We start from the raw sequence: 22,958 nt of genomic DNA on the forward strand, positions 1-22,958 counted from the left end.
TTTTATCACTACTGGGTTAACTAATGGGTGAACTAAAAATGATGAGTTCCCGGCATCCGACGGGGCTCTTTTTTTTTGCTTTTTCATTGAAGTAACGGGGGTTTGTGCAACTATCCAAGTATTGGAGGCGTAAAAAGTGTAGTATGGTTTTACTGCGAAAGAGGGGGTTGAAGATTGAAGATTCCCCCTTCTGAGAGAGCGATAAGGGAGGCCGCGATGACAGAGACCGCATTCGACGAACCGTTATTTGCAAGCTTGAAGCCAGGCTTAACCTCGTTCTGTTACCGTATGCTAGGCTCCATGGACGATGCGGACGACGCCGTTCAGGAGACGAGCATTCGGGTCTGGCAGGGCTGGAGCACGTTCAGACAGGATTCCTCGTTCAAAACGTGGGTCTATCGGATTGCCTCCAACCTGTGCTTGGACAAGCTGAGACAATCCAAACGCCGCGCGCTTCCCGTTGACCTGTTCGACCCGGCCGTTGCCATCGTCGAACCGCGCGACACGCTGCCGGACTCTGCCTGGATTTGGCCGTCTCCCGACTTCGGGGGCAATCCGGAGGACCGGCTCGTCCGCAGAGAGACTCTTCAACTGTGCTTCATCGCGCTCCTGCAGACCTTGCCTCCGCGCCAGCGCGCGGTACTCATTATGAAGGATGTATTCGAATGGTCCTCCAAGCAGATCGCGGAAACGTTGGCGATGTCGCCGGCCGCGGTGAACAGCGCCTTGCAAAGAGCCCGAGAAACGATGGACCGGGCGCAGCTTCGTTCGGATGCGCTCAGCAGCATGGACGTTCAACCGGATCAGCAGCTGCTGTCCCGGTATGTGGAGGCCTTCGAGCAATTCGATATTGCTGCGCTCGTCGCGTTGTTCCACGAAGAAGGCTGCATGTCGATGCCGCCCTTCGAGATGTGGATTCGCGGCAAGGAAGATTTGTCCGCCTTCTATTCGCTTACTCGCTGGCATTGCGAAGGTTCGCGATTCGTGCCCATTACGGTGAATGGCGGTTATCCGGCGTTGGCCCAGTATATGCCGGGCAAGGATGGCTCCGGCCTGGTACCCTGGGGCATCCACGTCATCGAAACCAAAGAAAATCAAATCCTGCACGTTCAAAACTTCATCCATACGCCATTATTTTCGCGATTTGGGCTGCCCGAGCGAATGGACCGATGAATTTCGTCATTGGCTGACGTCTATATCATTGAGCATGACCGAACAACGAATATCCAGAGAGGTGTGTTTCTAAAATGGAAACGAATCAACCGACGAAAGTAACCGTGCAAGCCGTCATTCAAGCCCCTGTCGAGAAGGTATGGCGTTATTGGACCGAGCCGGAGCACATCACGAAGTGGAATCAAGCGTCCGAGGACTGGCATGCGCCGAGAGCCGAAAACGATCTGCGGGTCGGCGGCAAGTTTCTAACGCGGATGGAAGCGAAGGATGGGAGCATGGGCTTTGATTTTGGCGGCGTCTACGATGTTGTTAATCTGCATGAGGCGATCGGCTACACCATGGAAGACGGAAGAAGAGTGGATATTGCTTTCATCGATCAAGGGAATGAGACGAAGGTCATTGAAACGTTCGACGCGGAAAGCTCCAATCCCGTCGAGTTTCAGCAAGCCGGCTGGCAAGCGATCACGGACAATTTCAAAGCCTATACCGAACAAAACTAATGAATCGCAAGAAAGACGCCGGGGAAGATGCCCGGCGTCTTTCTTATAGAACCCAAGTATGAGCCTGCTCTCCGTTAGCCTTAATCTTGTGCCGCATCCATGTTCATGCAATTAATGGCCCACAGATGGCCGTCCAAGTCCACGAAGCCCCAATGATACATGAACCCATGATCTTCAGGTTCAGCGTGCAATTTCCCGCCCAAGGAGACCGCGGTATTCACAATGGATCGGCAGTCAACGTGCGGCCTCTTTTGAGCTTATTTCGAGCTTATGTTGAGCTTGCTTCGAGCTTCAATGCACAAGCAACAGCTTCTCAATCGCAAGCAGCACTTCGTCGAGCTTCTCCTGGAAATCAGCCAGCAGTGCTTCCGCGGCTGCGCCCTGATGATGTTGAAGGTCATTTTGCAGCCGGGCAGCCACATCCGCAAGCGCCGAAGCCCCGATTGTCGTCGAGACTCCTTTCATGGTGTGAGCCAGCATAGCGGCCTGCTTGGAATCGTTGTCCGCTAGCGCATGCCGGATCTCTTCCGCTGCCTTGGCGTGATTGCGCTCGAACTTCTCCAAAATTTGCATGTATAGACGCTTATTGTTATTCAGCCGCTCCATCGCCTGATCGATTTGGAGGACGGACCACTGCTTGACCGACTTCGGCGGACCGGCTGCCGACGCGCGGGCGGACTGGTTCGCTTTCGACATCAGAATCGCCCGCTCGAGCACGCTGAACAGCTGGACCGGTTCGAACGGTTTGGAAATATAAGCGTCCATGCCGGCGTCCATCACTTTCTCCTTGATGCCTTTCATCGCGTCGGCCGTCATGGCGATAATCGGAATGTTCCGCGCGCGATCCATCCCTCTTAACTTCCGCGTCGCTTCGTACCCGTCCATGACCGGCATCTGCAAATCCATCAAGATCGCATCATACCGGTTCCGCTCCACCAGACCGACGGCTTCTTCCCCGTTCACGGCCACGTCGACGCGCAGCACGATCTCTTGGAGAATCTCCTGAGCGACCTGCTGGTTGATTTCGTTATCTTCCACCAACAGCACCGCCGCTTGGCGAATGGAAGCGAATTTCCCGGGAGCTGCATCCTGATCTTGAATCGTCTTGAGCTTCGGCGGCGTCTTGTGCTGGAACAAGACGTTGATTTCATTGTATAAATGCGATTGACTGCTCGGATAATACAACACTTTCTCAATCGCCGACGAGGCGATCTTCTCTTGCAGCTCGGGTTCGTGATAGGCGCTGACGAGCACGATGACCTGCATCGAAGCCCCGTACGCCGCCCGCAATCGATTGGCAAAAGCAATCGGATCGGCATCGCCGAGATTCCAATCCACGATAATCAGATCGTATCGGCCGCTCTGGCGCTTCATAAGCTCGGCGGCATCGCGGGCGGAATTCGCGGCGCTGACTACGAATTGAAACTGTTCCAGCTGATTCTTCAACACGATCTGCATCTCCGGATTATCGCAGACCAGCAGGACGTTCATGAAATTCCGGTAGAAGGCGGCCGTTCCCGAGAAAGCAGGACTGGTCGCCTCCTTAAACCGGGCGGTAAACGAAAAACAGCTGCCTTCCCCCGGCTCGCTCTCGATTTCAATCGTGCCGTCCATCAGCCCCACGAGATTCTTGCTAATGACAAGCCCGAGTCCCGTGCCGCCGTACTTCCGGGTCGTCGACATGTCCATTTGCGTAAACTCGCGAAACAATCGCTGCTGCTGCTCATGCGTCATCCCGATCCCCGTATCGCGCACGGCGAACCGCAGCATGACGCCGTCGCTAGCTCCTGCGACTCGCTCGACCGATACGGAAATCTCGCCGTCATGCGTGAATTTCAGCGCGTTGTTGGATAGATTCAATAAGATTTGATTCAGCCGCAGCGAATCGCCCTTGAGCATCTGAGGCACTTCGTGCTGAATCGAGAAGTGCAGCTTCAGCCCTTTCTCGTAGGCGCTGAAGCTGATCATGCTCGAGATATTGCCCAGCACTTCGTACAAATCGAAGTCCGCTTGCTCCAGCTCGATTTTATTCGCTTCGATTTTCGAGAAATCCAGAATATCGTTAATGATCGTCAGCAAGCTTCTAGCCGAAGTAATGGTCTTGTCGACGAAGTTCTTCTGCTGATCCGATAGATTCGTTTGCTGCAGCAAATAGTTAAAGCCGATAATCGCATTCATCGGGGTGCGGATTTCATGACTCATGTTGGCAAGAAACCCGCCTTTGGCATGACTGGCGGACTCGGCCAGCTCCTTGGCCTCCCGTAATAGCGCGTTCTTGCTCTTCATCTCCGCCGTACGCTGCTCGACCAAGTCTTCGATCATGCGATTGATCGACAGGGACAAGCTGTCGATTTCGTCGCCGATCTCGATGTCCAGCTTATCGACGGTCAAGTCGCCCGCGCTAACCTTCTTGACGACGTCGCCGATTTTGTTCAGCCGATTGGCGATCGTGTTGCCGATCTTCTCCGTCGATTGCGAAGCCAAATAGACGCCGATGAGCTCCCCATGGTCATCGAATACCGGAACGCCGACCGATACGATGGCCACGCCGTATCTTTCTTTCTCCCGCTCCTCCCGGATTCGCTTCTTGAGCGTGACTACTTTGTCCGGCAGCAAGCCTTTGAAGAGATCCAGCGGCATGCCTGGCTTCAGGCCCATATTAAACGTTTGGCCGGGCGAATAATAAACGATTTGCTCCAGATCGAATATCGTGATGGCACTGTCTTCGGGAAATAGGGATTGCGTTAAGGCTGCGGACGAAATCAGCTCTTGTAATTTGGGATGCATGGCTTGTACCTCTCGCGCCGCGGGATAGGAATGCAGGAATTCCGCACCGGCCGGGCCCTTCGTTCATGTTAGCTTTCTATCTCTATTAACGGCTCCCATCCTGCGATTGTTTAGCATAGCCGATCTGGAATTGAGCGGACGCCACCCACTCTCCCCGCTCGAAATCCCTGCCTCGAACGAGCACCCGGTCCGTATACACGTCTACATAATAGCCTTGGCTGCCATCCTTGTGCGCGTCGTCATCCGTCCACAAATAGGCGACCGAAGATGCATTGAACATGGCCGGCAGCCTCCCCGCGCCCTCGAAGAACGTATGCGGCGAACCCAATTCCCAATGGGTATGGCCCGTAAACAGGATGGCCTGCTGATGCTTCGACAGCACTGCCTTCAACTCCTCGTCCTGGGTCACGCCGTACCAGTTCTGCGCTTCCAGCGAGCCTGCCACCGTATTCATCAGCGGCTGGTGCAGGAACACGAACACCGGCTTATCGGGCGAAGCCGCTTCGCCGAGCTTGGCATCCAGCCAATCCAGCTGCTCCTGGGATAAATCGGCGAAGCCCTCGTTCCCCGTTTCCGTCCCTAGAAAAATAAAATGATAACCGTCGATCCAATGGTCATGATAAAGCCCCGCCGTTCCGGTCATGGCCATGAAACGCGGCAGCCGCTCCTGCCAATCTTCATGATCGACATCGTGATTGCCCATCGTCATGTACAGCTGCGGCAGCTGCGCTTGATTGTCCTCCCAAATTCGAGCGAACGCCTCGTATTCCTCCAATTCGCCGTGATCCGTAACGTCCCCGGCATGCATGATGCCGCGGCTCTCCGGCGCATTCGCCGCAATGTCCTTCAATGCGCGGTCAAAGTTGCGATTGTACTCGTGCTCCGCGTCCGCAAGAATATGCGTGTCGGTAATGACCTGAAAACTAATGACCGGCTTATCTGCTGCTGTATCCATTCCCATGCTCCCTCCGATTAAGGACTAATGTCCTTTGCTGCTAATATTCAAACCGATAACCCCGATCACGATGACGCCGATCCATAAGTAAGAAGCCGGCTGCAGCTTCTCCCCGAATATCGACAAGCCGGCGAACGTGATCAGCACGATGCCGATCCCCGACCATACCGCATAAGCGACGCTGATCTGCAAATAATGAAGCGCATAGTTCAGCATCGTGAAGCTTCCCCCGTAGAAGACGAACATCAGGATCGACGGCGTCAATCGGGCAAAACCGTTCGATAATTTCATCGATACCGTGCCGGACAGCTCCAGCACGATGGCGCATCCCAACAAGAACCAGCCCATGCCATCCCTACCTTTCGTCGGCCGATAGGCGGAGTTCATGGAACGACGCGATCACTTTGTCGGCATCAGGCAGCTGCAGAACGCTTGACGCATCTGGCTTGGCAATGCCGATGGTAACAAAGGCTCCCGCCGACCTAGCCATTCGCATATCGCCATTCGTATCGCCTATTACGGCAGCCTGTGCAGGCGTCACGCCTAATCGGCGGCACGCGAGCATTGCCATATCCGGAAACGGCTTCCCTCGCTCCACCTGGTCAGTTCCGATGATAACGTCGAAATATCGCTCGAGCCCGAGCCATTCCAGATGCTTGACCGCCCCGCTCGTCTCGTCAGCGGTAACGACGGCAAGCTTCAGGCCGCAGCCTCTGCACTGCTCCAGAAATTCGACGACGCCCGGCAGCGCCTTCGCATCGCGGGCGATATCCAGCTGCTCCTCCGCATACTGCCTGCTGGCATACGCGGCTTCCTTGGCCTCCGCCCAAGTCATGCCGAGCCGATGCCCCTGCCAAGCAAGCGTAATCATCAGGTCTTCCACGGTCCCCATCGAGAGTACGCCGTTGCGGTCATAATCCACGACTTCGCCATGCCGGTCATGTCGCGTCCCCCATAGCGCGCTGAGATCAACGTCCATCGGCGGCAGATTCCGTGCCTCGAGCTGCTTGGCGAATTGGGTGAACACCCGCTCGCTCCACTTGCCCCATGTATAAATAAAATCCAACAACGTGCCGTCTTTATCGAACAATATCGCTTCGATCGGAAAGCGCTCGCCATCTGCGTACAACCATGCCACACCGATTCCCCCTTTTGGGATCATTATAACGAAACGCGCCTATTCGTTCAATAATTTTTGAATTTATTATTTTATGGTTATATGCGCAAGATCGCATATCCCCTATTATTGCATGAATTTTCGATTATTGTTATGATGAAGGCAATAAGAGATATTTTACAAATTCAATATTTTTTGAATATATGCGAGGTGCGTGGATTGAAGAAATCAACATCGGGGAAGATGAGAGAGCCTGCTTCCAAGCGCGAGGAGCTGCGGGTCAAGGTTATCGACGCGATCGCGCAGACGATGGACTTGTACGGCGTTAATTATTCCTTCGGCCAGCTCTACGGCATTCTCTTCTTCGAGGATCGGCCCATGACGCTGGACGAGATGCAGGCGAGCATGAATATGAGCAAAAGCAACATGAGCTATGCGGTTCGTTCGCTCATGGACTCCAGCATGGTGTTCAAGCTGGAGGAGAAAGCCGACCGCAAGGATCTCTACGCGGCGGAGACGGACTTCTTCAAGGCGTTCCAGCTGTTCTTCGCCACGAAGCTGCAACGGGAGATCGATGTGATGCGCGGGGCGCTCGACGCGGTGATTCCGATGCTGTCGGAGACGATTCTGGAAATGGATACGTCGGAGGAGGAACGGAAGCTGTGCCTGCAAGATTTGCACAAGCTGAAGCATGCCGTTCATTATTACGAATGGCTGCAGCAATTCGTGAACAAGCTGCAGAACGGCACGTTCTTCGACGGTCAGCAGGTAAACGAGTAGCGAGTAGCAAGTAGAAGGTTGATCGAAGCCGTGGCGACAGGAAGCCAAAAAGGAAGCAGATGAAATAGATAAATAGATCAAATAGCTAAAATGAAGGGATGTACCGCTGGTCTACGCAGACCGGCGGTACATCCCTTTGTCTTATCGTTTGGAGTTGCTTGGCGACAACTTCGAATGAATTGTCATGCTGCTGCTGGACGTGTCTTCTTGCGAATCGATGGTTGCGCCGCGGTTCCACAGGCTCTCCATCTGCTCCAGCGAGCGGCCCTTCGTCTCCGGCACGAACACCATCGTGAAGATGACCGTAATGACCGACATGACGCCGAAGATCCAGTAGGTTGCCGCCGAGCCTGCCCAGCTGAGCAGCGACGGGAAGGATTGCGAGACGGCGTAGTCCGCGACCCAGAGGAACATCGATGCGACCGAAATCGCCAATCCGCGCACCCGGTTCGGGAAGATCTCGGAGAGCATGACCCAGACGACCGGCCCGAGCGAGACAGCGAATGCCGCCGTGTACGCGAGAATCAACACGAGCACCAGATAGCCGGAGCTGTGACCCGTATGGAACAACAGCCCGATCAACCCAAGGCAGACGGCCATAACGGATGTCCCCGTCAACAGGAGCGCCTTGCGTCCCGCTTTGTCGATCAGCCAGATCGACAGCACGGTGAAGACCATGTTGATGAAGCCGACCAGAATCGTCTGAATGAGCGCGGCATTGTCCCCGGCTCCGGTCTGCTTCAAGATTTCGGGCGCGTAATAGAGAATCGCATTAATCCCGGTTACCTGCTGCAGCACGGCTAGTCCAATGCCGACGAATAGCGCGAAACGGATGCCGGGCTTGAACAATTCGCGCATCGAAGAGTGCTGCTTGAACGACTCTTTGATCTCAAGCACTTCCTGCTTGGCCGCCGCTTCGCCGTGAATGCGCAGCAGAATGTTTAACGCCTTCTCCGGTCTGCCTTTCTTAATAAGCCAGCGCGGGCTTTCCGGAACGAGGAACAGCAGAATCATGAAGATCAAGCCCGGAATTACGCCGACGCCGAACATCCAGCGCCACCCCGTCGTCACATCCCAAGCGTCCGAGCCGCTGCCCGCGATGCCCGAATTGGCGAAGTAGGTAAGGAAGATGCCGGTTACGATGGCGAATTGATTCAACGCCACGAGCCTGCCGCGATAACGAGCCGGCGCAATCTCCGCATTGTACAGCGGACAGAGCGTCGAGGTAATGCCGATTCCGAGGCCGCTGATCATCCGGGCGATGACGTAGCCGGTGAAGGTATCCGGCAGCGCGGTACCGATCGAGCCGATGATGAACAGCCCGGCAGCGCCGATCAGCGCTTTCTTCCGTCCGAGGGCGTCGCTGAGCCAGCCGGATGCAATCGCGCCGACGATGGCGCCGATGATTAGGCAAGATACCGCCCAGCCGGCGCCGAAGTCGCCCAAGTGAAAACGGTCCTGCAAGAAACCGACCGCGCCGGACACGACTGCCGTATCGAAGCCGAACAACAAGCCGCCGACCGCGCCGATGATGGAGATTAGCGTGACATATTTCATGTTCAGCTGTGCGTCCTGACCGGCTCTAGCTTCCGATGATGTCGTTGTTGTCATATTTATATTCTGTCCCTTCTCTGACGTATACAGATGGATTCGTCCCGCCTTGCCGACGAGGACAGATCCCAGTATAGCATCGGCGAATTGAAAGAAGGCGAGCGAACTTCTTCACTAATTTGCGCAGTTCTCGCATAATTATTGGCCCGGTCTGCGATCAGGACGAAATCGCGGGCGAACCGGACTTTTATGCGGCGAATCTTATAATAATCCATGCCCAAACGATAAGACGAAGAGGAAGATGATGGACTTGGTGATTCATTTGAGCTGCGACCGGTATTCCGAGGGGGCGACGCCGGTTACTTTTTTGAATACGCGGCTAAAATAATTGGGGTCCTTGTACCCGACTTGGTAGCTCACTTCCTTCAGGCTCAACACGTCTTCCTCGATCAATTGCTTGGCCCGGTCGATACGCAGCCCCGTCAGGTAATCGATGAACGTTTCCCCGACATGCTGCTTGAACACTTTGCTGAAGTAGAACTGGTTGAGATGCACCGATTCCGCGGCCTCCTCAAGCGAGAGATCCTCGGCAAAACGCTGGCTAATATAGTGCTTGGCCCGATCGATGATCGTCAATGTCTGCTCCTCGCGGATGTCCCGAATCCGCTGCAGAGCGGACGTGACGTAGCTTTGCCAGCCTTCCCCGCCTGCCCTCTGTTGCGGAAGCGGCTCCTGCCCGCCTTGCTGCAAATCATCGAATACGCAGATGGGATCCGAATACGTCGAGGCGAATACCGCTTCGAAATAAGATTGCCGCATCCCGTCCGCGCCGCTCCGAAGCGAACCGATGCCGATGGAGATATCCTTCTTGATCAAGGATTTCACGGTATCGGCCAGCTTGCGCGCGAAGCGGACAGGCTCTTCCTTCCAGGTATCCGCCGCTTGAGGCGGTTTACGCAGGAACACGGCCAGGTGATGCTCCACGATGGAGCTTACGAGACAGGGGCCGAACGATTTGGCAGTACGGCGGATCGTCTCGTACAACGATTGACGATCCGGCGCGAATTCGGAGCCGGGGAACGCCGCGACGAGGCAGCGGCATTCCTCCAGCGGAAATTCGAGCCATTCCGCGAGCTGCTCCGCACTGCTGCCTTGCGTCTGATCCATCATTAGAATCAAGGCCAGCTCGTTCTCCACAAGCGGCTGAAGCGTGGACACTTTATTGATCAAATGCAGCTGCTCGGCTCGCTTGGCCCTCTCCTCGTCCAGCTCGGCCGCCAATCTGCGCAGCAGCGACGCCACCTGCTCGCGGCTCGCGGGCTTCACGATATATTCTTTGACGCCGAGCGACAGCGCCGCCTGCGCATAGTGGAACGAATCATAAGCCGTTACGAGCACGAACTTCGCGTCCGGCAGCAGCTTCCGGATTTCCTGGAGCGCCTCAAGCCCCTGAATACCGGGCATCTGGACGTCCATCAGCACGATATTCGGCCGCCGCTCCTCCGCCAATTCGATCGCCCGCCTCCCGTTCTCGGCCTGCACGATCTCGAATGTATCCGGCAGCATCCGTTGCACGATCCATTCCAAACCCTCTCTCTCCAGCGCTTCGTCATCCGCGATCATTAAACGGTACATCGGCTGCTTCCTCCTTCGGTGTCATCGGAATGCGAATCGTGAACGTCGTGCCTTGCGCGGGCGCGCTGCGGATCTCGACCGCATCGCCGCGTCCGGTGAACAGCTGCAATCGCCGGAACACGTTGCGGGTTCCGAGGCCTGCCGACATGGATGCCGGTTCCGGCCGCTTCGTTCCCTGCGGCAAGGCCGCATCCTCATCCGCATCCGAATCCTGTTCAGAATCGGAGTTAGGTTCATGAGGCTCGTAGTTCAGCTGCAGCAGCGACCGGCGGGTCGCTTCATCCATGCCGACGCCGTTATCCGCGACTTCGATGACGGCCTCCGATCCATCGACGGTGACGGCAAGCCGAATGACGGCTCCCGCTTCGATGCTCTCGATGCCGTGCACGAACGCATTCTCCACGAGCGGCTGAACGGTCAGCGCCGGGAGCTTGGCCGACAACGCCTGCTCGTCGATCTCGGTTTCGAACCGGATGCGGCCTCCGAACCGCGCCTGCTGAATCGCCGCGTATTCCGCTACATGGCCGAGCTCGTCGCGCAGCGATACGGGCTCATCCAGCTTGCGCAGCCGGTAGCGGATCAGCTTGGACATGGACACGATCAAGTCGGAAGTCCGTTCCGCGCCTTCCAGCAAAGCGAGCTTGGACAGCACGTTCAAGGCATTGAACAGAAAATGCGGCTGGATCTGGCTTTGCAGCGCGCGAAGCTCCAATTCCTTGACGAACCGCTCCCTTTCCAGCTGTTCCTTGTCCCGATCGGCGGCTTCGTGAAGCGACGCGATCATCTGCAGGAACGCTGTCGTCAGTATCCCGAGTTCGTCCCTCGATGGGACGCTTGGCGCGGGCAGTTGCTCCTGCGGTCTGCCTTCGGACACGTGACGGGCCATCCGGACAAGCCGGCCGACGGGACCGGTGACGCTGCGCGACAACCAAACGGCCGTGCAGACGCAGAGCAGCGTCTGCACGAGAATGACGGCCAGTCCAAACCGGTTCATTCGCTCGTTCTCTTGTTGGATTTGCCGGAATATCGGCTGGTCGGCGCCCAGCTCCAGATCGACAAGGCGCTGACCTTCCTCGCGGATGAAACCCGCCGTCTTCTCCGCGGATTCGTACCTCGCCAGCGCTTCCTTCGGCGTGTCCGACGCCTCCGCGGCGTATTGCTCCTGATCGGCGAGCGTATCGATCATATTCAGATAGCCGGTCGCCTTCGGGGCGAGGGCGGGAAGCTGGCCAAGCTGGCGGATCGAGTCCCCTCCGAGACGCAGCATGCCATTCAGCCGCGTCATCTCGGACTGAAGCGCCGGACCCGGATCGAGCAAATAGTCGTATAATGCCTGAAGCGATTGATCCGACGTTTGGACCGACTGCTTGTACGCGAGCATCCGGTTCAGCATCTGGTCGTAGCCGTCCTGCACGAGCGTCGAGCTTCGGAAGAGGAAGAAGATCGTCGTGTTGGCCGCAAGCACAAGCAGCGGAATGACGATGAGCAGCTTCGCGCGAATCGTCATCGGCAGCGCTCCGTCGGCGCGACGGCCTGGGTGCCGTCTTGAGCATCGGCAAGAGAGGCGCGGTCCAGCACGGTCGTTCCGGTATAGTGGAACTCCGTCGGCTTCCGCCCCTGCATATAATCATGGACGAGCGTAACGGCCTCTTCCCCCATCCGGTTCGGCTGCTGAACGAGCGCCGCGGCAATTTGGCAGCTGCCGATTTCCTGCCGGGTGCTGCCCGGATCGTCGAAGCCGAACACGAGGAGACCGTCGGCTTTCAGATGTTTCGCCGCTTCGGCGATGCCCAGCCCGTCCAAGGCGCTGAGGCCGATGATCGCCTTCAGCTCCGGATGGCTGCGCAGCATGTCTTCCGCCTGTTCCTCGGCCTGAAGACGGGATATATTCGAAGATCGCACGTCCTCGATCGTCAAGCCGGGGTACCGCTCGACAACGCTGCGGAATCCTGCCAGACGGAGCTGCTGATTGTTGGCCTCGCTGCCGATCAGGACGCCGATCTTGCCCGATTCGCCGACGCTTCGGACCACGTACTCCCCGAGCCGCTGGCCGGCGGCCCGATTATCCGTGCCGACATACGCCAGACGCGCGCTCCCCGGTTCATCCGCGTCGACCGTAATGACGGGGATGCCTCGCGCGGCAGCTTGGTCGATCAACCGAGCATTGGCCGCATTGCTCTGCCCCTGCACCAAGAGCGCGTCGAACCGTTCCGCGATCGCCTTCTCCAGCAGCCGCGTTTGCTCCGCGGGATCGATCCGTACGGGCCCCATATACTCCAAATCCATGCCGAAGCGCTCGGATGCGGACGCAGCTCCTTCTTCGACGGAGCGCCAGAACGGATTGTTCTGTACCTGCGCAATAAGCGCGATGCGAGCGGTTTTGTCGGCGGAAGCCTCCCGCGGCGGCTTTAGCTGCGATGTCAACTCGCGCGTATGCTGAACGGCCGACGCGAATAATGCGAATAAGCCCGCGAACAGCAGCGTGAGCAGGATAAGCCCTACGTTCCAAAGCCGAATCTTCATGTGGTTGCTCCTTAAGCAGTGGTCTGGACGTTGGATTCGTTGCTCTTAGCGTATCCAATTAACGGGAATTGTCCTCGTCGGCAGACGGCAAAGCCGCCGCAAAATGTCGACGAACAGAAACAAGACGCCCAGAACGAAGCTTCTCGGCGTCTTTGGATTGCGATATGTTGCTTTCAAGCATACTGTGGTTAGGCGGCGATTTCAAGCGAGGGCTGGGACAGGAGCATGTTCGGAGTATGTCGTGTCTCGCCTGGTCATTCCCGCAACATCATCATCCGTTATCGTCGACATCGATCAGATACACCCGGTCCCGGAAACCGCCGCGCGCTTCCGCCTTCTGCCCTCTCAAGGCTTCAAGCTCTTCCCATGTCGCACCATGAACGGCGGCTAACGCCCGAATGACTTCCAGCATATCCGCCAATTCTTCCAACGAATCTACTGGTTCCTGAGCGGCGAAGTACTCCTCCGACTCTTCTTTGAGTTTCAGAGTCAGTTCGTGCTTATACGCATCCTCGTCCAAAATCCGCGTGCGGCATGCTTTGCCGTTGGCATGAATCATGGAAGGAATCCGGTCACGAACGAGTTTATTGTAAACGGGCATGGGAATCTCCTATCTTAGGTCACTTTTATAGCTACTTGTATCGCTGCTTCTGTCATCTCTTTGAGTCAATTGTATCATCCTGCCTTATATAAACAACGCACAAAAAGAAACCGCACGAATCCAACGGAATACGCACGGGTCCTTCATCATTCATCTGCGTACGCGAACGGCTAGTTCATGCACGGTTCAACCTCTTCGGATCATCAGCTTCCTCGCGGCCGATCACCCGTATACCTTCCGGCACGTCAATGGCCGTATGCAATTCCCCGTTCTCGTCGAGGCGCCACGAAGCGCGAACGACGCCATGCGGTCTCCAGGATGAATTCTTTGTCCCCGGTATGGTAGTAGTATTCGCACAGCGTCTTGATCCACCACAGCGTATACTCGCAAATGCCGTTCATCCAAGAACCGTATGACGTACCAACTCAAGCCCCGTCGGAAGCAGTAATTCCGAGCGCGGGCCGGCACCAGGCACCCCGCACCTGCACCAGCCACCAGCCACCAGTTACTAGGAGTCAGCAGTTGCCCGGAGGCACCAGTTACCGTTATTCAGAGGCACTAGTTACTAGGAAAAGTGGAGTGCTCCCCCACCACATGCCCCTTAAGCCAAGAAGAACCCGTGCGAATCCAACAGGATCCGCACGGGTTCTTCATCGTTCCGTCTACTTGCGCCGCATGCTTATTTCTTCGGCACGGACGGGGCGCGCACGACATGAACCGTGTAGGTCAATCTCGTACCATCCTGGGCAATGACCAGCACGGTGTAAGGATTGTCTCCGTCCATCAGCTTATTGGCGCCGATAATGATCACGCTTGCCGTTTTATCGGCAGCCGCGGCGCTCACTTTCGCCGACTTGGCATTGCTTGCCGCCTGTACCGTGTACGCGAATTGATCGGGCGCGAAGCCTTCGACCGCTTTGCCGCCGACCTTCAAGCCGCTCAAGCTGGCATTGCTCGATTTCGCGCGGTTCACAATGATCGTATAATACTGCTTCGTGCCGTCTTCCGCCGTAACGCGAACCGTGATTTCATTCGCGCCCACTACGAGCTTGTTATCATTGCGCACCGATACCTTCCTGGCTTTCGGATCGGATACGGCCGCCGTGACCGTTACCAGCGTCGTGCCGTTCGGCACGTCAAGGGTGTAATTGAAGCTGCCCGATGCAAATCCGGCAATCGTTTGTCCGTTTACCTTCAGATCGTTCAGAAGCGCGTTGCTCGATTTCGCGCGGTTCACCGTAATCGTGTACGTCTGCTTCGTGCCGTCTTCCGCCGTGACGACGACGGTAACCGTGTTCTCGCCGTTAACGAGCTTCGTTCCGCCCGTGACCGCGAAGATCGCCTTATCATCGGCAGCGGTTGCCGTTACGGCCACCGAAGCTGTCCCAAGCGGTACAAGCATGCTGTACGAATGCGTATCCGCCGAGAATCCGTCCAGCGTCGCGCCGTTCACTTTCAAGTCGCTCAAATTCGCGTTGCTCGACTTGGCGCGCTTGATCGTAATCGTATACGTCTTCGTCGTAACGCCGTCCTCCGCCGTGACGACCAGCGTAACGGTGTTCTGATCGCCGACCGTCAGGTCGACTCCGCCCGTAACCGCGACTGTCGCATGGGCTTCTTCGACGGCGGCGAATACGTCCACCGACGTTGTGCTGTTCGGCACCTCTACGGAGTAGGAAGGCGTGTCGGCCGCGAAGCCCGCTACCGTCGCCCCGTCGACTTGCAAATCGCTCAAGTTCGCGTCATGGGCTAAGCCTACCGGGAATACGAGCTCCGGATGCGCGTCTCTGAAGGCGCTGGCCGCCGGGCCTACGTTCGTCAGGTTGCCAAGTCCGTCAACGCCGTTCGACGTCCAAGGGAAGATGCCCTGCCAGCCGTTCTCATAAGCGCTGGCAATATCGTCCGTCAGCGTGTGGCCCTGCGTTCCGATGGCCGCCGTCTCGCCGATCACGCTCGGACGGTCATCCGTCATGCCGAACAGAGCCGGCGTCGTGTACAGCGGATTGCCCCAATATTGGCCCATCCAGTCGTAATAGTGACCGGACCAGAAGTCCAGCTTCGCCAGCGGATTGCCGCCTGCCGCTGCCATCAGCGGCGCATCGCCTACCATGTTGCCCTTGCAGCCTTTAGTGACCGGATCGCAAGTATCGCTGTTGTATTTCACCATCGCCAAGCCGGCCGTCGTCAGCACCTGGCTGTTCGTATGAACAGCTACGCTTTCCTTCGCGAACAGCGTCTGCAGTCTTTCCCACGGGAAATTGCCGTCATGCGCATCTTCATACACCCAATCCGGCTCGTTCATGAAATCGATCGACCACAGGTACGGATTGGCCTTATAGCGGTTAACGAACGGAATCACGTAATTGTTCACGTACGAGTCGATATTCGCATCGCTCGCGAGCATGTTTCTCCAGCTTGTGTAATTCGGATGCGAATCCTTCATATGGTCGAACGACATCAGCGTCGCCATAATGTAAACGCCGTGCTTTTGCGCCAGATAGAACAGGCTGTCCAGATCGTTCCAGTGCGCCGCGGTAGCACCGGCAACATGCCCGTTCTCGTCAATATCGATACCGACTTCGCCATTGCTCGTAATCCAGACACGGGAAGCGTTCACGCCATTGTCATGCAGCTGCTGGAAATGCGTGTCCCAGAAAGCGTAATTGAAGGCGCCGCCAAAATCATTCCACTTGTCCCAAGGCGTATTCGCGCCATTGAACCAGATGCGCTCATGGTTCGCGTAGAACTCCCGCCCTTGGATCGAAATCCGATTGCCTTGGTTCGCAGGGAGTCCGCGAATCACCTTAACGGTATAGACCTTCGTCTCCGTCGGCGCCGTGACCGTCACCGCAACGTTGTTCTCGCCGACGGCCAAGCTGCCGTCCCCGCTGATCGACACGCTTGCCGCCGGATCGACCGCCGCTGCCGTTACAGCCGCTGAAGCCGCATCGTTAGGCACATGCGCGACGTACGCCGTCTTATTCGCATCGAAGCCGATAACCGGCGCGCCGTCTATTTTCAGACTGCTTAGGCTTGCAGGACTTGGAGGCGCGACCGGCACGCTTTCGAGCGTAATGCTGTCAATATACGCACTCCCCGTATAGCCGCCCGTGTCGACCAAGAATTGAATGCCCACTTGATTGAGCGGCGTTTTGTAATCCGTCGTGCCGTTGCCCTGCTTCGCCGGAATGGTCAGCTTCACCGTATTCCAGCCGTCCTTGACCATCGGAGCGACATCATAATAGGAATTGACCCAGCTCCAAGTGTTGTCCATGACGTAAGGCAGCATCGCTTTAATGTTCGCACCGCTCGGGATATACACATGCATCGCGTATGTAGCGCCAATGATCAGGTTCGGGTTGGCTACGCCGACGTTGATCCCTTTGGACGCGGAGCCGATCGGGACGTTAAAGTTCACTTTCAACGACGAGGCGCCTGCAAAAGCTTGCTCGGAGCTCTTGGCAACCGTTCCGTTCGCGGCTCCGCCGTCGACGAAGAAGCTCTGCGTGCCCGACTCAAAATTGTACAACGCATTGTCGGTCGCAGCATCGGCGCTAGCAGGCAGCGCGAAATAGGCAGCAAGCATGGAAATCATAATGGCCACCGAAAAAATTCGACGAAACTTCATCATTCCGATCACTCCTGTCGATTAATGAATAGCGAAGAATAGCTCGATTTCACTTGCACGCATTGCAATAGGTGTACGTGAACCGGCCGCCTCCTCTCTATAACAAGCTTCCTTAGACTTAAATAAAGCGCTTACATAGCTGCGGTTAAAATAACACAGCGTACTGCATCGGATGCTGTCCCGCTGTGTTGGGTTACTTACAATGCGTATTTTTTGTAAACTTACATTTACAAGAATGCGTTACATAAACGATTATAGATCATGCTTATTTTGGCTGTAAATAGCGTTTGATAATTGTATATCGGTATACTTTTTGCGTATACGCACGATTCCCAGCCAATGCTTCGTATCTATATAATAAGCCTTAGACATTACATCAAGGAACACCAATCTTGCAATTATACGTTTTGTTTACTTACATTTCCGCAACCGGAACGACCTGCCCTTATATCAAAAAAAGCCTGCCATCATTCTGGCAAGCCCGCTTACGCGAATAATTCGTCCGTTCTTATCCTTATACGCCCGCCCGCAAATGCCGATCCAAGAACGCATAGGTCTGATCGCCCCGCCACATATGCCCGCCTTCGAAGACGAAATGCTGCAGCTCCCGCTCGGCGTCGAACAACCGGTACGCTTGACGCGTGATGTCCACCTGCTCGTACACGTTGGCGATGCCGCGTTCGCCGTTCAGACGGTCGTTCGTCCCGCTCTCGACGAGCAGCGGACGAGGAGCGATCAACGCGCCTAAATCCCCCATATCGACACAAGTCCACAAATTCGGCACGTAATTGCAAGCGCAGTTGTCCGACAGCTTCAGCAGCGCGTCTTTATAGCCGTAGAAGTAGCCGCTCAAGACCGCGGCTTGGATACGATCATCCAGCGCAGCCAGCCATAACGTCTGCAGGCCGCCTCCGGATAAGCCGACGCAGCCGATTGCCCCGCAATCCGCTCTTGTCTCGATATAGTCGGCCAACCGCATCAGATCCCATGTCCACATGCCCGTCAGCGACTGGCCAAGGCCGATCGCCATATGGTTCAGCTGCGCGCAGGAGCTTCCGATGAAGGATTCATCGTCGTCTCCCTGCAAGGTCCATTCCCGCCTCTCGCCGAAAGCGCGGGCATCCGGGCAGAACACGATATAGCCCTCTTGCGCGAGCCGGACGCCGTAATCGTTGTTATAGACGCCGATTTGCGCCTTGACTGCCGGAATCTCGGATCGCCCGGCTACGCTTAGCTTGCCGGCCGTCCGATGTCCGTGAGCGGCAATGACGCACGGAGTACGCATCCCTTCCGGCGGCGATCCCGCTCCATCCGGAACGAGCACGTAGAGCGGCATCCATACGCCTGGCTCGGTCTGAATGATCAGCTTGTCGCGGCGATACCCGTCCATCTGCTCGCTCCCCAGCAGTCGCGGGCTCAGCTCGCAGCCTTCCATCGTGTTCATGCCCGTAATTTCCCGCAAGCGGCCGCGAACCTGCTCCTTCCACGCCGCGTACTCTTCCTTGCTCCCGGCACGGAGGGCCAGCTGTCTGGCCCGCCGGTCATAGACCTCCGCCAGCCGTCCGATACTCGTGTAAAACGGTGCTGCTGCTGAGTCCAAACCGTCTCCTCCTTCGCTTCATCCGAACGCGCCTTGGCGCGGGGTTCTCGCGGGGGCTTTCGCAGACTGCTGCCGTTATCCGCCCTGCGCTTCCAGGCCTTCGCAAACCGCCGCCGTTTCCCGCCCTGCGCTTCTGAACTTACGCAAACCGCCGCCGCTACCGCCCTGCGCTCCCAGGCCTTCGCAAGCCGCCGCCGTTTCCCGCCCTGCGCTCCCGGGCCTTAACAAGCCGCCGCCGTTTCCCGCCCTGCGCTATCGAGCCTTCGCCGCGTCAGATTTTCGCCGCGACCTCAATTCCGCCAAGCGTATACCAGCCGTCCGACTGCCGGCCTTCCACGGCCAATTGCACGGCCGGGACGACGGCGTCCGTCCCCAGAATGGCCAGCTCCAACTGATAACGGCCGGGCAGCAGATCCGCCGGCAGCGCAACAGCCCCGTCGTACAGCGTGTCGCCAGGCAGCCATTCCCGGATATCCGCATCGGTGCGCAGCACGGTACTGCCGCTGTCGTTCCGCAAGCGCAGAGCAAGCGGGTACCTGCGATAGCACGGCGCTACCCCGAGATTCTCCCACCAGGTCGTAATATCCAGTTCGCCGCCCGGTTCGACGGACTCCGGATACGTGATTTTGCGCAGCGCGTAACGATAGCCCATCTTGTTCAGCCACCGCCGGACATTCGGCTCCCACTCTTGCGGAATCGGCGAAGACTTGGCGTTGAACGTCGAGATATGCCACTTGAGCGACTGGTCGATGATATAGTCGATATCCCAGCCTCTGTCGTACCAGTCCTGGACGACCCAGCATACCTCGAAGGAAACGGGGGCCTTCTTCCACGCATCCTGCACGCCGGTCAAGGTAATCAACTGCGGATAACAATCCGTCATATGCGACCAGTCGAGCGGAATATCCCAATACTCGTTCGCGCTGTCCGCGCGCCAGCCGACGATGTCCTTCAGATTGCTCCAATAGCCGCCCATATCGCCGAGACAATCGGCTCGCCAGCCGACGGCGGCGCGGGACAAGCCGTAACGGTTCGTCCGGTCGTCCGTGAGCAGCATGAGCAGCGGCGTCTCGCGGAAGCTGTCGATATAACAATCCATCAGCGCTTCCCGGGTCGGCTGCGTCAGCAGCTCGGAGCCTTCGCCTTCTCCCCATGAACCGATGATCGCCATATCGACCGACTCCAGTCCCGGATGAAGGTCGTACCGCTCGCCCAATGCCCGGATGAAGCCGCCGAAGCAGCTCACATAACGGGGATCTTCAGGATCCACCCGCCAGCGCGGCTGGATGGGATTGCCCGACACGTCCGGCAGCCGCCGATACCAGTCCGGGACATCCGACAGCTCGCACTCCCCGTACGGCGCGACGCGGAGCATCAGCGTCTGCTTCCGCTCTTGCGCCGTGCGCAGCGCGCGGTCGATCAGCTCCCAGTCGTACTGCCCCTGCTCCGGCTCCAGAAACCGCCAGTAGATGCGATAATAGGCGATGCTCGTCATCGGATGATCCTTGTTCGCCAACGATCCTTCGAATGGCTGATAGTCGATCGGAAATCCTTCCGTCCATTTGTTGCCCGCATTAAGCTGATCGCCGTTGAAGCGCTGGAAGGTCGTGAAGCCGATTCCCGGATTGACCAGCACGTCGTCAATGACGCCCGGCCGGACTACGAACCGCTTTCGGACCATGCGTGAACCTCCTTTGTCTGCGCAACGCCGACAGACGAAGACTCGGACGCAGACTCAGACTCGGAAGCGGCTGAGGTCGTCGCAGGAAACAAGCCGGAACCGCCCAGATACGTCAGCACATCCCGATGAATGCATTCGATCAGCCGCGGCGATTTGCCATGCGACGCTTCAGGCGAGCAAGCCTGCTCGACCAGCCCTCCGGCGGAGAAATCCCATATGCGGGGCGGCGTATCGACGAAATCCGGCGTCTTCTTCCACCAGCCATTGTCGCCTTCGAAGCCGTAATGCCCGTTCACGATATCCCTGACCTTGCGGTTGAACATCGTCCGGGTTTCGTAATCGTAGCCGTTCGTGCTCATCATCACGTCGGCCAGCTGCATCGCATTGCGGAGAAACTTCAGCCGGATCGACGGCAGGGGACCCTCGATTCCAAAACGGCTGCCCGGATACATAATGATTTCATCCGCGTTCGGCGCCTTCAAGTAATCGCTTGTGCCATGGCCGAAGGCGTTCCATACGCAGAAGCCGTCCGCGCCCGTCATGAACGTCTGCATCGGCCACGAGAACAAGGTCATGAAGTTGCTGGACAGCTTGCGGATGACGCCGCCGTAGAGCCAGACGACGTTGCCTTTGTGCTTCATCGCCTCGATGCTGTCCGGGAACCAGCTGAACATGCCTGCGTTGACGACCCACAGATCGCACATGTCGGCATACTTGTTATGATAATGATTGCCGTAATGGTTGCTCTCGTCCGTCCGGAACAGGAACGGAACGGACGTCGAATCATACGTATCCTTGATGATGTCGTAGTACTGTTCGAAAGGCTCCTCGTCATGCTCGTACCAGATTTCGTCCAGCGTGAACGGATAGAAGCGGTACTGCTTCTTATGATTGAGGAAAAGCTCGAGCTTGGTGCGCGTCCAGCCCTTCTCTTCGAAATGCCGGATGAATTCCGCCATGATTCTGCGCACTTCGGTGCGGAAGCCCTTCTTCCCCCACTTCTCGAACCGCGCAGGCCAATTGACATGAAACGGCAAATACAAATATTCGATCGGATAAGCGCCTCTTCTCGAATCCGCGAAGGCCGTCCCGTCCAGATAAGGGCCGAAATGGCGGTCGAACAGCTCCCACGATTTCACCCGAATGTTCTTGCCCTCCCCCTCCAGCTCCGGAGCGAAGGAAGGGATGACAATACCCGAATGCTTGTAGCCTAAATTGTGATATAACGAGCGATGCTCGCGGGCCATGGCGACCACCTGCCGCTCCACGTCGAAGAAGCTGCCGTCCTCGTACCGGTTCGGATTGGCCGACAGATGCGGGAAGACCGGAGAGATCGAGTCGGCGTAGGCGTTCAAATCGGCCGTCATCAGACTTTGATCCGGAACCGTAACGGCGTGTACCACCAGCCGGAGCACGAACTCCTTCTCGTCCGCATTCGCCCGAACGCGGACGACGCCCTCGTACGTGCCGGCCGCCGCATCCCGAGGCACGAACCAGTCGACCCATAACGCGCCGACTTGCTGCCCGGGCAAGTAATCGGCATGCTGCGGAATACGGAACGGATAGCCCGAATTTAACGGAATGAGGCAATCCGGGATCGCCTGGCCTTCGGTTTCATGAAACCATTCGACGAACGCCTCCGCGTCCTTGGCGGACAGCCGGCCCGGTCCCCGCAAGTCGTCGAACGAAATATCGGCCGAATCGACCGGCTCGCCCGCGGCGTTCACGATCACTTGAAAAGACACATGCTGATTCCTGGCCGTATGCAGCACGAGCTCCCGATCGAACTTCTCGAACTCGTGCCCGTACTCCCGCTCGACGAACTGCCCGGTGACGCCATCGACTCGCGCGTAGTCCTTAATCAGATAGATATCCATATCCCGTCTCCTTACAGATCCTCGATTTGTTCCATGCCTTGCAGCAATTCAAGAATGCCGACAATTTCGTCGTCGCTGTTACGCACCGGATAGTAGCGGGAGATACGGCTTGCGTTCCGCTTCTTGACTTGCGGCCGGCCGCTCTCCATCACGCTCAGCATCTCCGGGCTCGCCGCCGTCCGCGTCCATTCTTCCAGCGGCAGCGATTTGCCCGCGACGACCGGAATGGCAACCTGCCGATTGGCAGGATGAAGCTGCCAGAGCACGGCGCACAGATTAAGCTTCGGATTAATGTTCTCCAAGCGGGTCAAGTCGTTCTTCACGTCCGTGAAACGCGCAAAATCATAGTCGGTATGGCCGTGCCGGTCCAGCAGCACTTCTTCGAACCGATCGCCGTCCAGGTACATCAGACCGATGCGGACTACGCTGTCGATATCCAGTTCCAGGTAAGTAGACATGCCATCGTCACCCTTTGTATCGTAATCGAGAGCGCGGCGATTGCCGCCGCGCCCTCCTTGCGGAACTTCAGTCATCGCATCCCGTTCCACGC

General features: G+C 57.1%; 17 protein-coding genes and 1 pseudogene. 3 read left to right on the plus strand and 15 right to left on the minus strand.

The window, feature by feature from the left end; genetic code table 11:
* The first annotated feature begins 216 nt into the window (after positions 1 to 216).
* Both GZH47_RS11665 and GZH47_RS11670 read left to right on the plus strand, forming a co-directional pair.
* Positions 217 to 1,173: a sigma-70 family RNA polymerase sigma factor gene (locus GZH47_RS11665; RefSeq protein ID WP_162640242.1), complete on the plus strand. Its 957-nt coding sequence runs from the start codon at positions 217 to 219 to the stop codon at positions 1,171 to 1,173.
* A gap of 74 nt (positions 1,174 to 1,247) precedes the next feature.
* On the plus strand, positions 1,248 to 1,673 hold the full coding sequence (locus GZH47_RS11670) for an SRPBCC family protein (RefSeq protein ID WP_162640243.1): 426 nt from the start codon (positions 1,248 to 1,250) through the stop codon (positions 1,671 to 1,673).
* Positions 1,674 to 1,753: 80 nt separating this feature from the next.
* Here GZH47_RS11670 and GZH47_RS34080 read toward each other — a convergent pair.
* From GZH47_RS34080 to GZH47_RS11695, 5 genes and pseudogenes are all read right to left on the minus strand, one after another.
* Positions 1,754 to 1,900, minus strand: a pseudogene (locus GZH47_RS34080) (VOC family protein); the annotation flags it as partial.
* Between the two features lie 64 nt (positions 1,901 to 1,964).
* Positions 1,965 to 4,460, minus strand: coding sequence for a response regulator (locus GZH47_RS11680; RefSeq protein ID WP_162640244.1), 2,496 nt, complete (start codon positions 4,458 to 4,460; stop codon positions 1,965 to 1,967).
* A gap of 85 nt (positions 4,461 to 4,545) precedes the next feature.
* Entirely contained in the window at positions 4,546 to 5,421 is an 876-nt protein-coding gene (locus tag GZH47_RS11685) for a metallophosphoesterase family protein (RefSeq protein WP_162640245.1), read from the minus strand.
* A gap of 18 nt (positions 5,422 to 5,439) precedes the next feature.
* Positions 5,440 to 5,763, minus strand: a complete 324-nt coding sequence (locus GZH47_RS11690) for a DMT family transporter (RefSeq protein WP_162640246.1) — start codon at positions 5,761 to 5,763, stop codon at positions 5,440 to 5,442.
* 7 nt (positions 5,764 to 5,770) lie between these two features.
* Positions 5,771 to 6,553, minus strand: a complete 783-nt coding sequence (locus GZH47_RS11695) for an HAD family hydrolase (RefSeq protein ID WP_225446454.1) — start codon at positions 6,551 to 6,553, stop codon at positions 5,771 to 5,773.
* 222 nt (positions 6,554 to 6,775) lie between these two features.
* On the opposite strand from GZH47_RS11695, the gene GZH47_RS11700 reads away from it, so the two are divergent.
* Positions 6,776 to 7,312, plus strand: coding sequence for a GbsR/MarR family transcriptional regulator (locus GZH47_RS11700; RefSeq protein ID WP_162645199.1), 537 nt, complete (start codon positions 6,776 to 6,778; stop codon positions 7,310 to 7,312).
* Positions 7,313 to 7,453: 141 nt separating this feature from the next.
* Here the strand turns inward: GZH47_RS11700 and GZH47_RS11705 are convergent, their stop codons facing one another.
* The 10 genes from GZH47_RS11705 to GZH47_RS11750 all read right to left on the minus strand — a co-directional run bounded on the left by GZH47_RS11705 (position 7,454) and on the right by GZH47_RS11750 (position 22,941).
* Positions 7,454 to 8,923 (minus strand): sugar porter family MFS transporter, encoded by a 1,470-nt coding sequence (locus GZH47_RS11705; protein ID WP_162640248.1) that lies wholly within the window; start codon positions 8,921 to 8,923, stop codon positions 7,454 to 7,456.
* Between the two features lie 258 nt (positions 8,924 to 9,181).
* Positions 9,182 to 10,498, minus strand: a complete 1,317-nt coding sequence (locus GZH47_RS11710; protein ID WP_162640249.1) for a response regulator transcription factor — start codon at positions 10,496 to 10,498, stop codon at positions 9,182 to 9,184.
* Positions 10,473 to 12,005 carry a sensor histidine kinase gene (locus GZH47_RS11715; protein ID WP_162640250.1) on the minus strand — a complete coding sequence of 511 codons (1,533 nt, stop codon included), beginning with the start codon at positions 12,003 to 12,005 and terminating at the stop codon, positions 10,473 to 10,475. The genes GZH47_RS11710 and GZH47_RS11715 overlap by 26 nt, the downstream gene beginning before the upstream one ends.
* On the minus strand, positions 12,002 to 13,021 hold the full coding sequence (locus GZH47_RS11720) for a substrate-binding domain-containing protein (protein ID WP_162640251.1): 1,020 nt from the start codon (positions 13,019 to 13,021) through the stop codon (positions 12,002 to 12,004). The genes GZH47_RS11715 and GZH47_RS11720 overlap by 4 nt, the downstream gene beginning before the upstream one ends.
* A gap of 271 nt (positions 13,022 to 13,292) precedes the next feature.
* Entirely contained in the window at positions 13,293 to 13,622 is a 330-nt protein-coding gene (locus tag GZH47_RS11725) for a nucleoside triphosphate pyrophosphohydrolase (protein WP_162640252.1), read from the minus strand.
* Between the two features lie 679 nt (positions 13,623 to 14,301).
* Positions 14,302 to 17,253 carry a cadherin-like beta sandwich domain-containing protein gene (locus tag GZH47_RS11730; protein ID WP_162640253.1) on the minus strand — a complete coding sequence of 984 codons (2,952 nt, stop codon included), beginning with the start codon at positions 17,251 to 17,253 and terminating at the stop codon, positions 14,302 to 14,304.
* 511 nt (positions 17,254 to 17,764) lie between these two features.
* On the minus strand, positions 17,765 to 18,850 hold the full coding sequence (locus GZH47_RS11735) for an alpha/beta hydrolase family protein (protein ID WP_225446455.1): 1,086 nt from the start codon (positions 18,848 to 18,850) through the stop codon (positions 17,765 to 17,767).
* Positions 18,851 to 19,121: 271 nt separating this feature from the next.
* Complete coding sequence (locus GZH47_RS11740; protein ID WP_162640254.1) at positions 19,122 to 20,531, minus strand: DUF4832 domain-containing protein; 1,410 nt, start codon at positions 20,529 to 20,531, stop codon at positions 19,122 to 19,124.
* Positions 20,510 to 22,408 carry a glycoside hydrolase domain-containing protein gene (locus GZH47_RS11745; RefSeq protein ID WP_162640255.1) on the minus strand — a complete coding sequence of 633 codons (1,899 nt, stop codon included), beginning with the start codon at positions 22,406 to 22,408 and terminating at the stop codon, positions 20,510 to 20,512. Before GZH47_RS11745 ends, GZH47_RS11740 begins: the two co-directional genes overlap by 22 nt.
* An 11-nt stretch (positions 22,409 to 22,419) precedes the next feature.
* Positions 22,420 to 22,941 carry a hypothetical protein gene (locus tag GZH47_RS11750; protein WP_162640256.1) on the minus strand — a complete coding sequence of 174 codons (522 nt, stop codon included), beginning with the start codon at positions 22,939 to 22,941 and terminating at the stop codon, positions 22,420 to 22,422.
* Positions 22,942 to 22,958: the final 17 nt, after the last annotated feature.

It is taken from the genome of Paenibacillus rhizovicinus, from assembly GCF_010365285.1.
In the GTDB taxonomy this organism is placed as follows: Bacteria; Bacillota; Bacilli; order Paenibacillales; family Paenibacillaceae; genus Paenibacillus_Z; species Paenibacillus_Z rhizovicinus.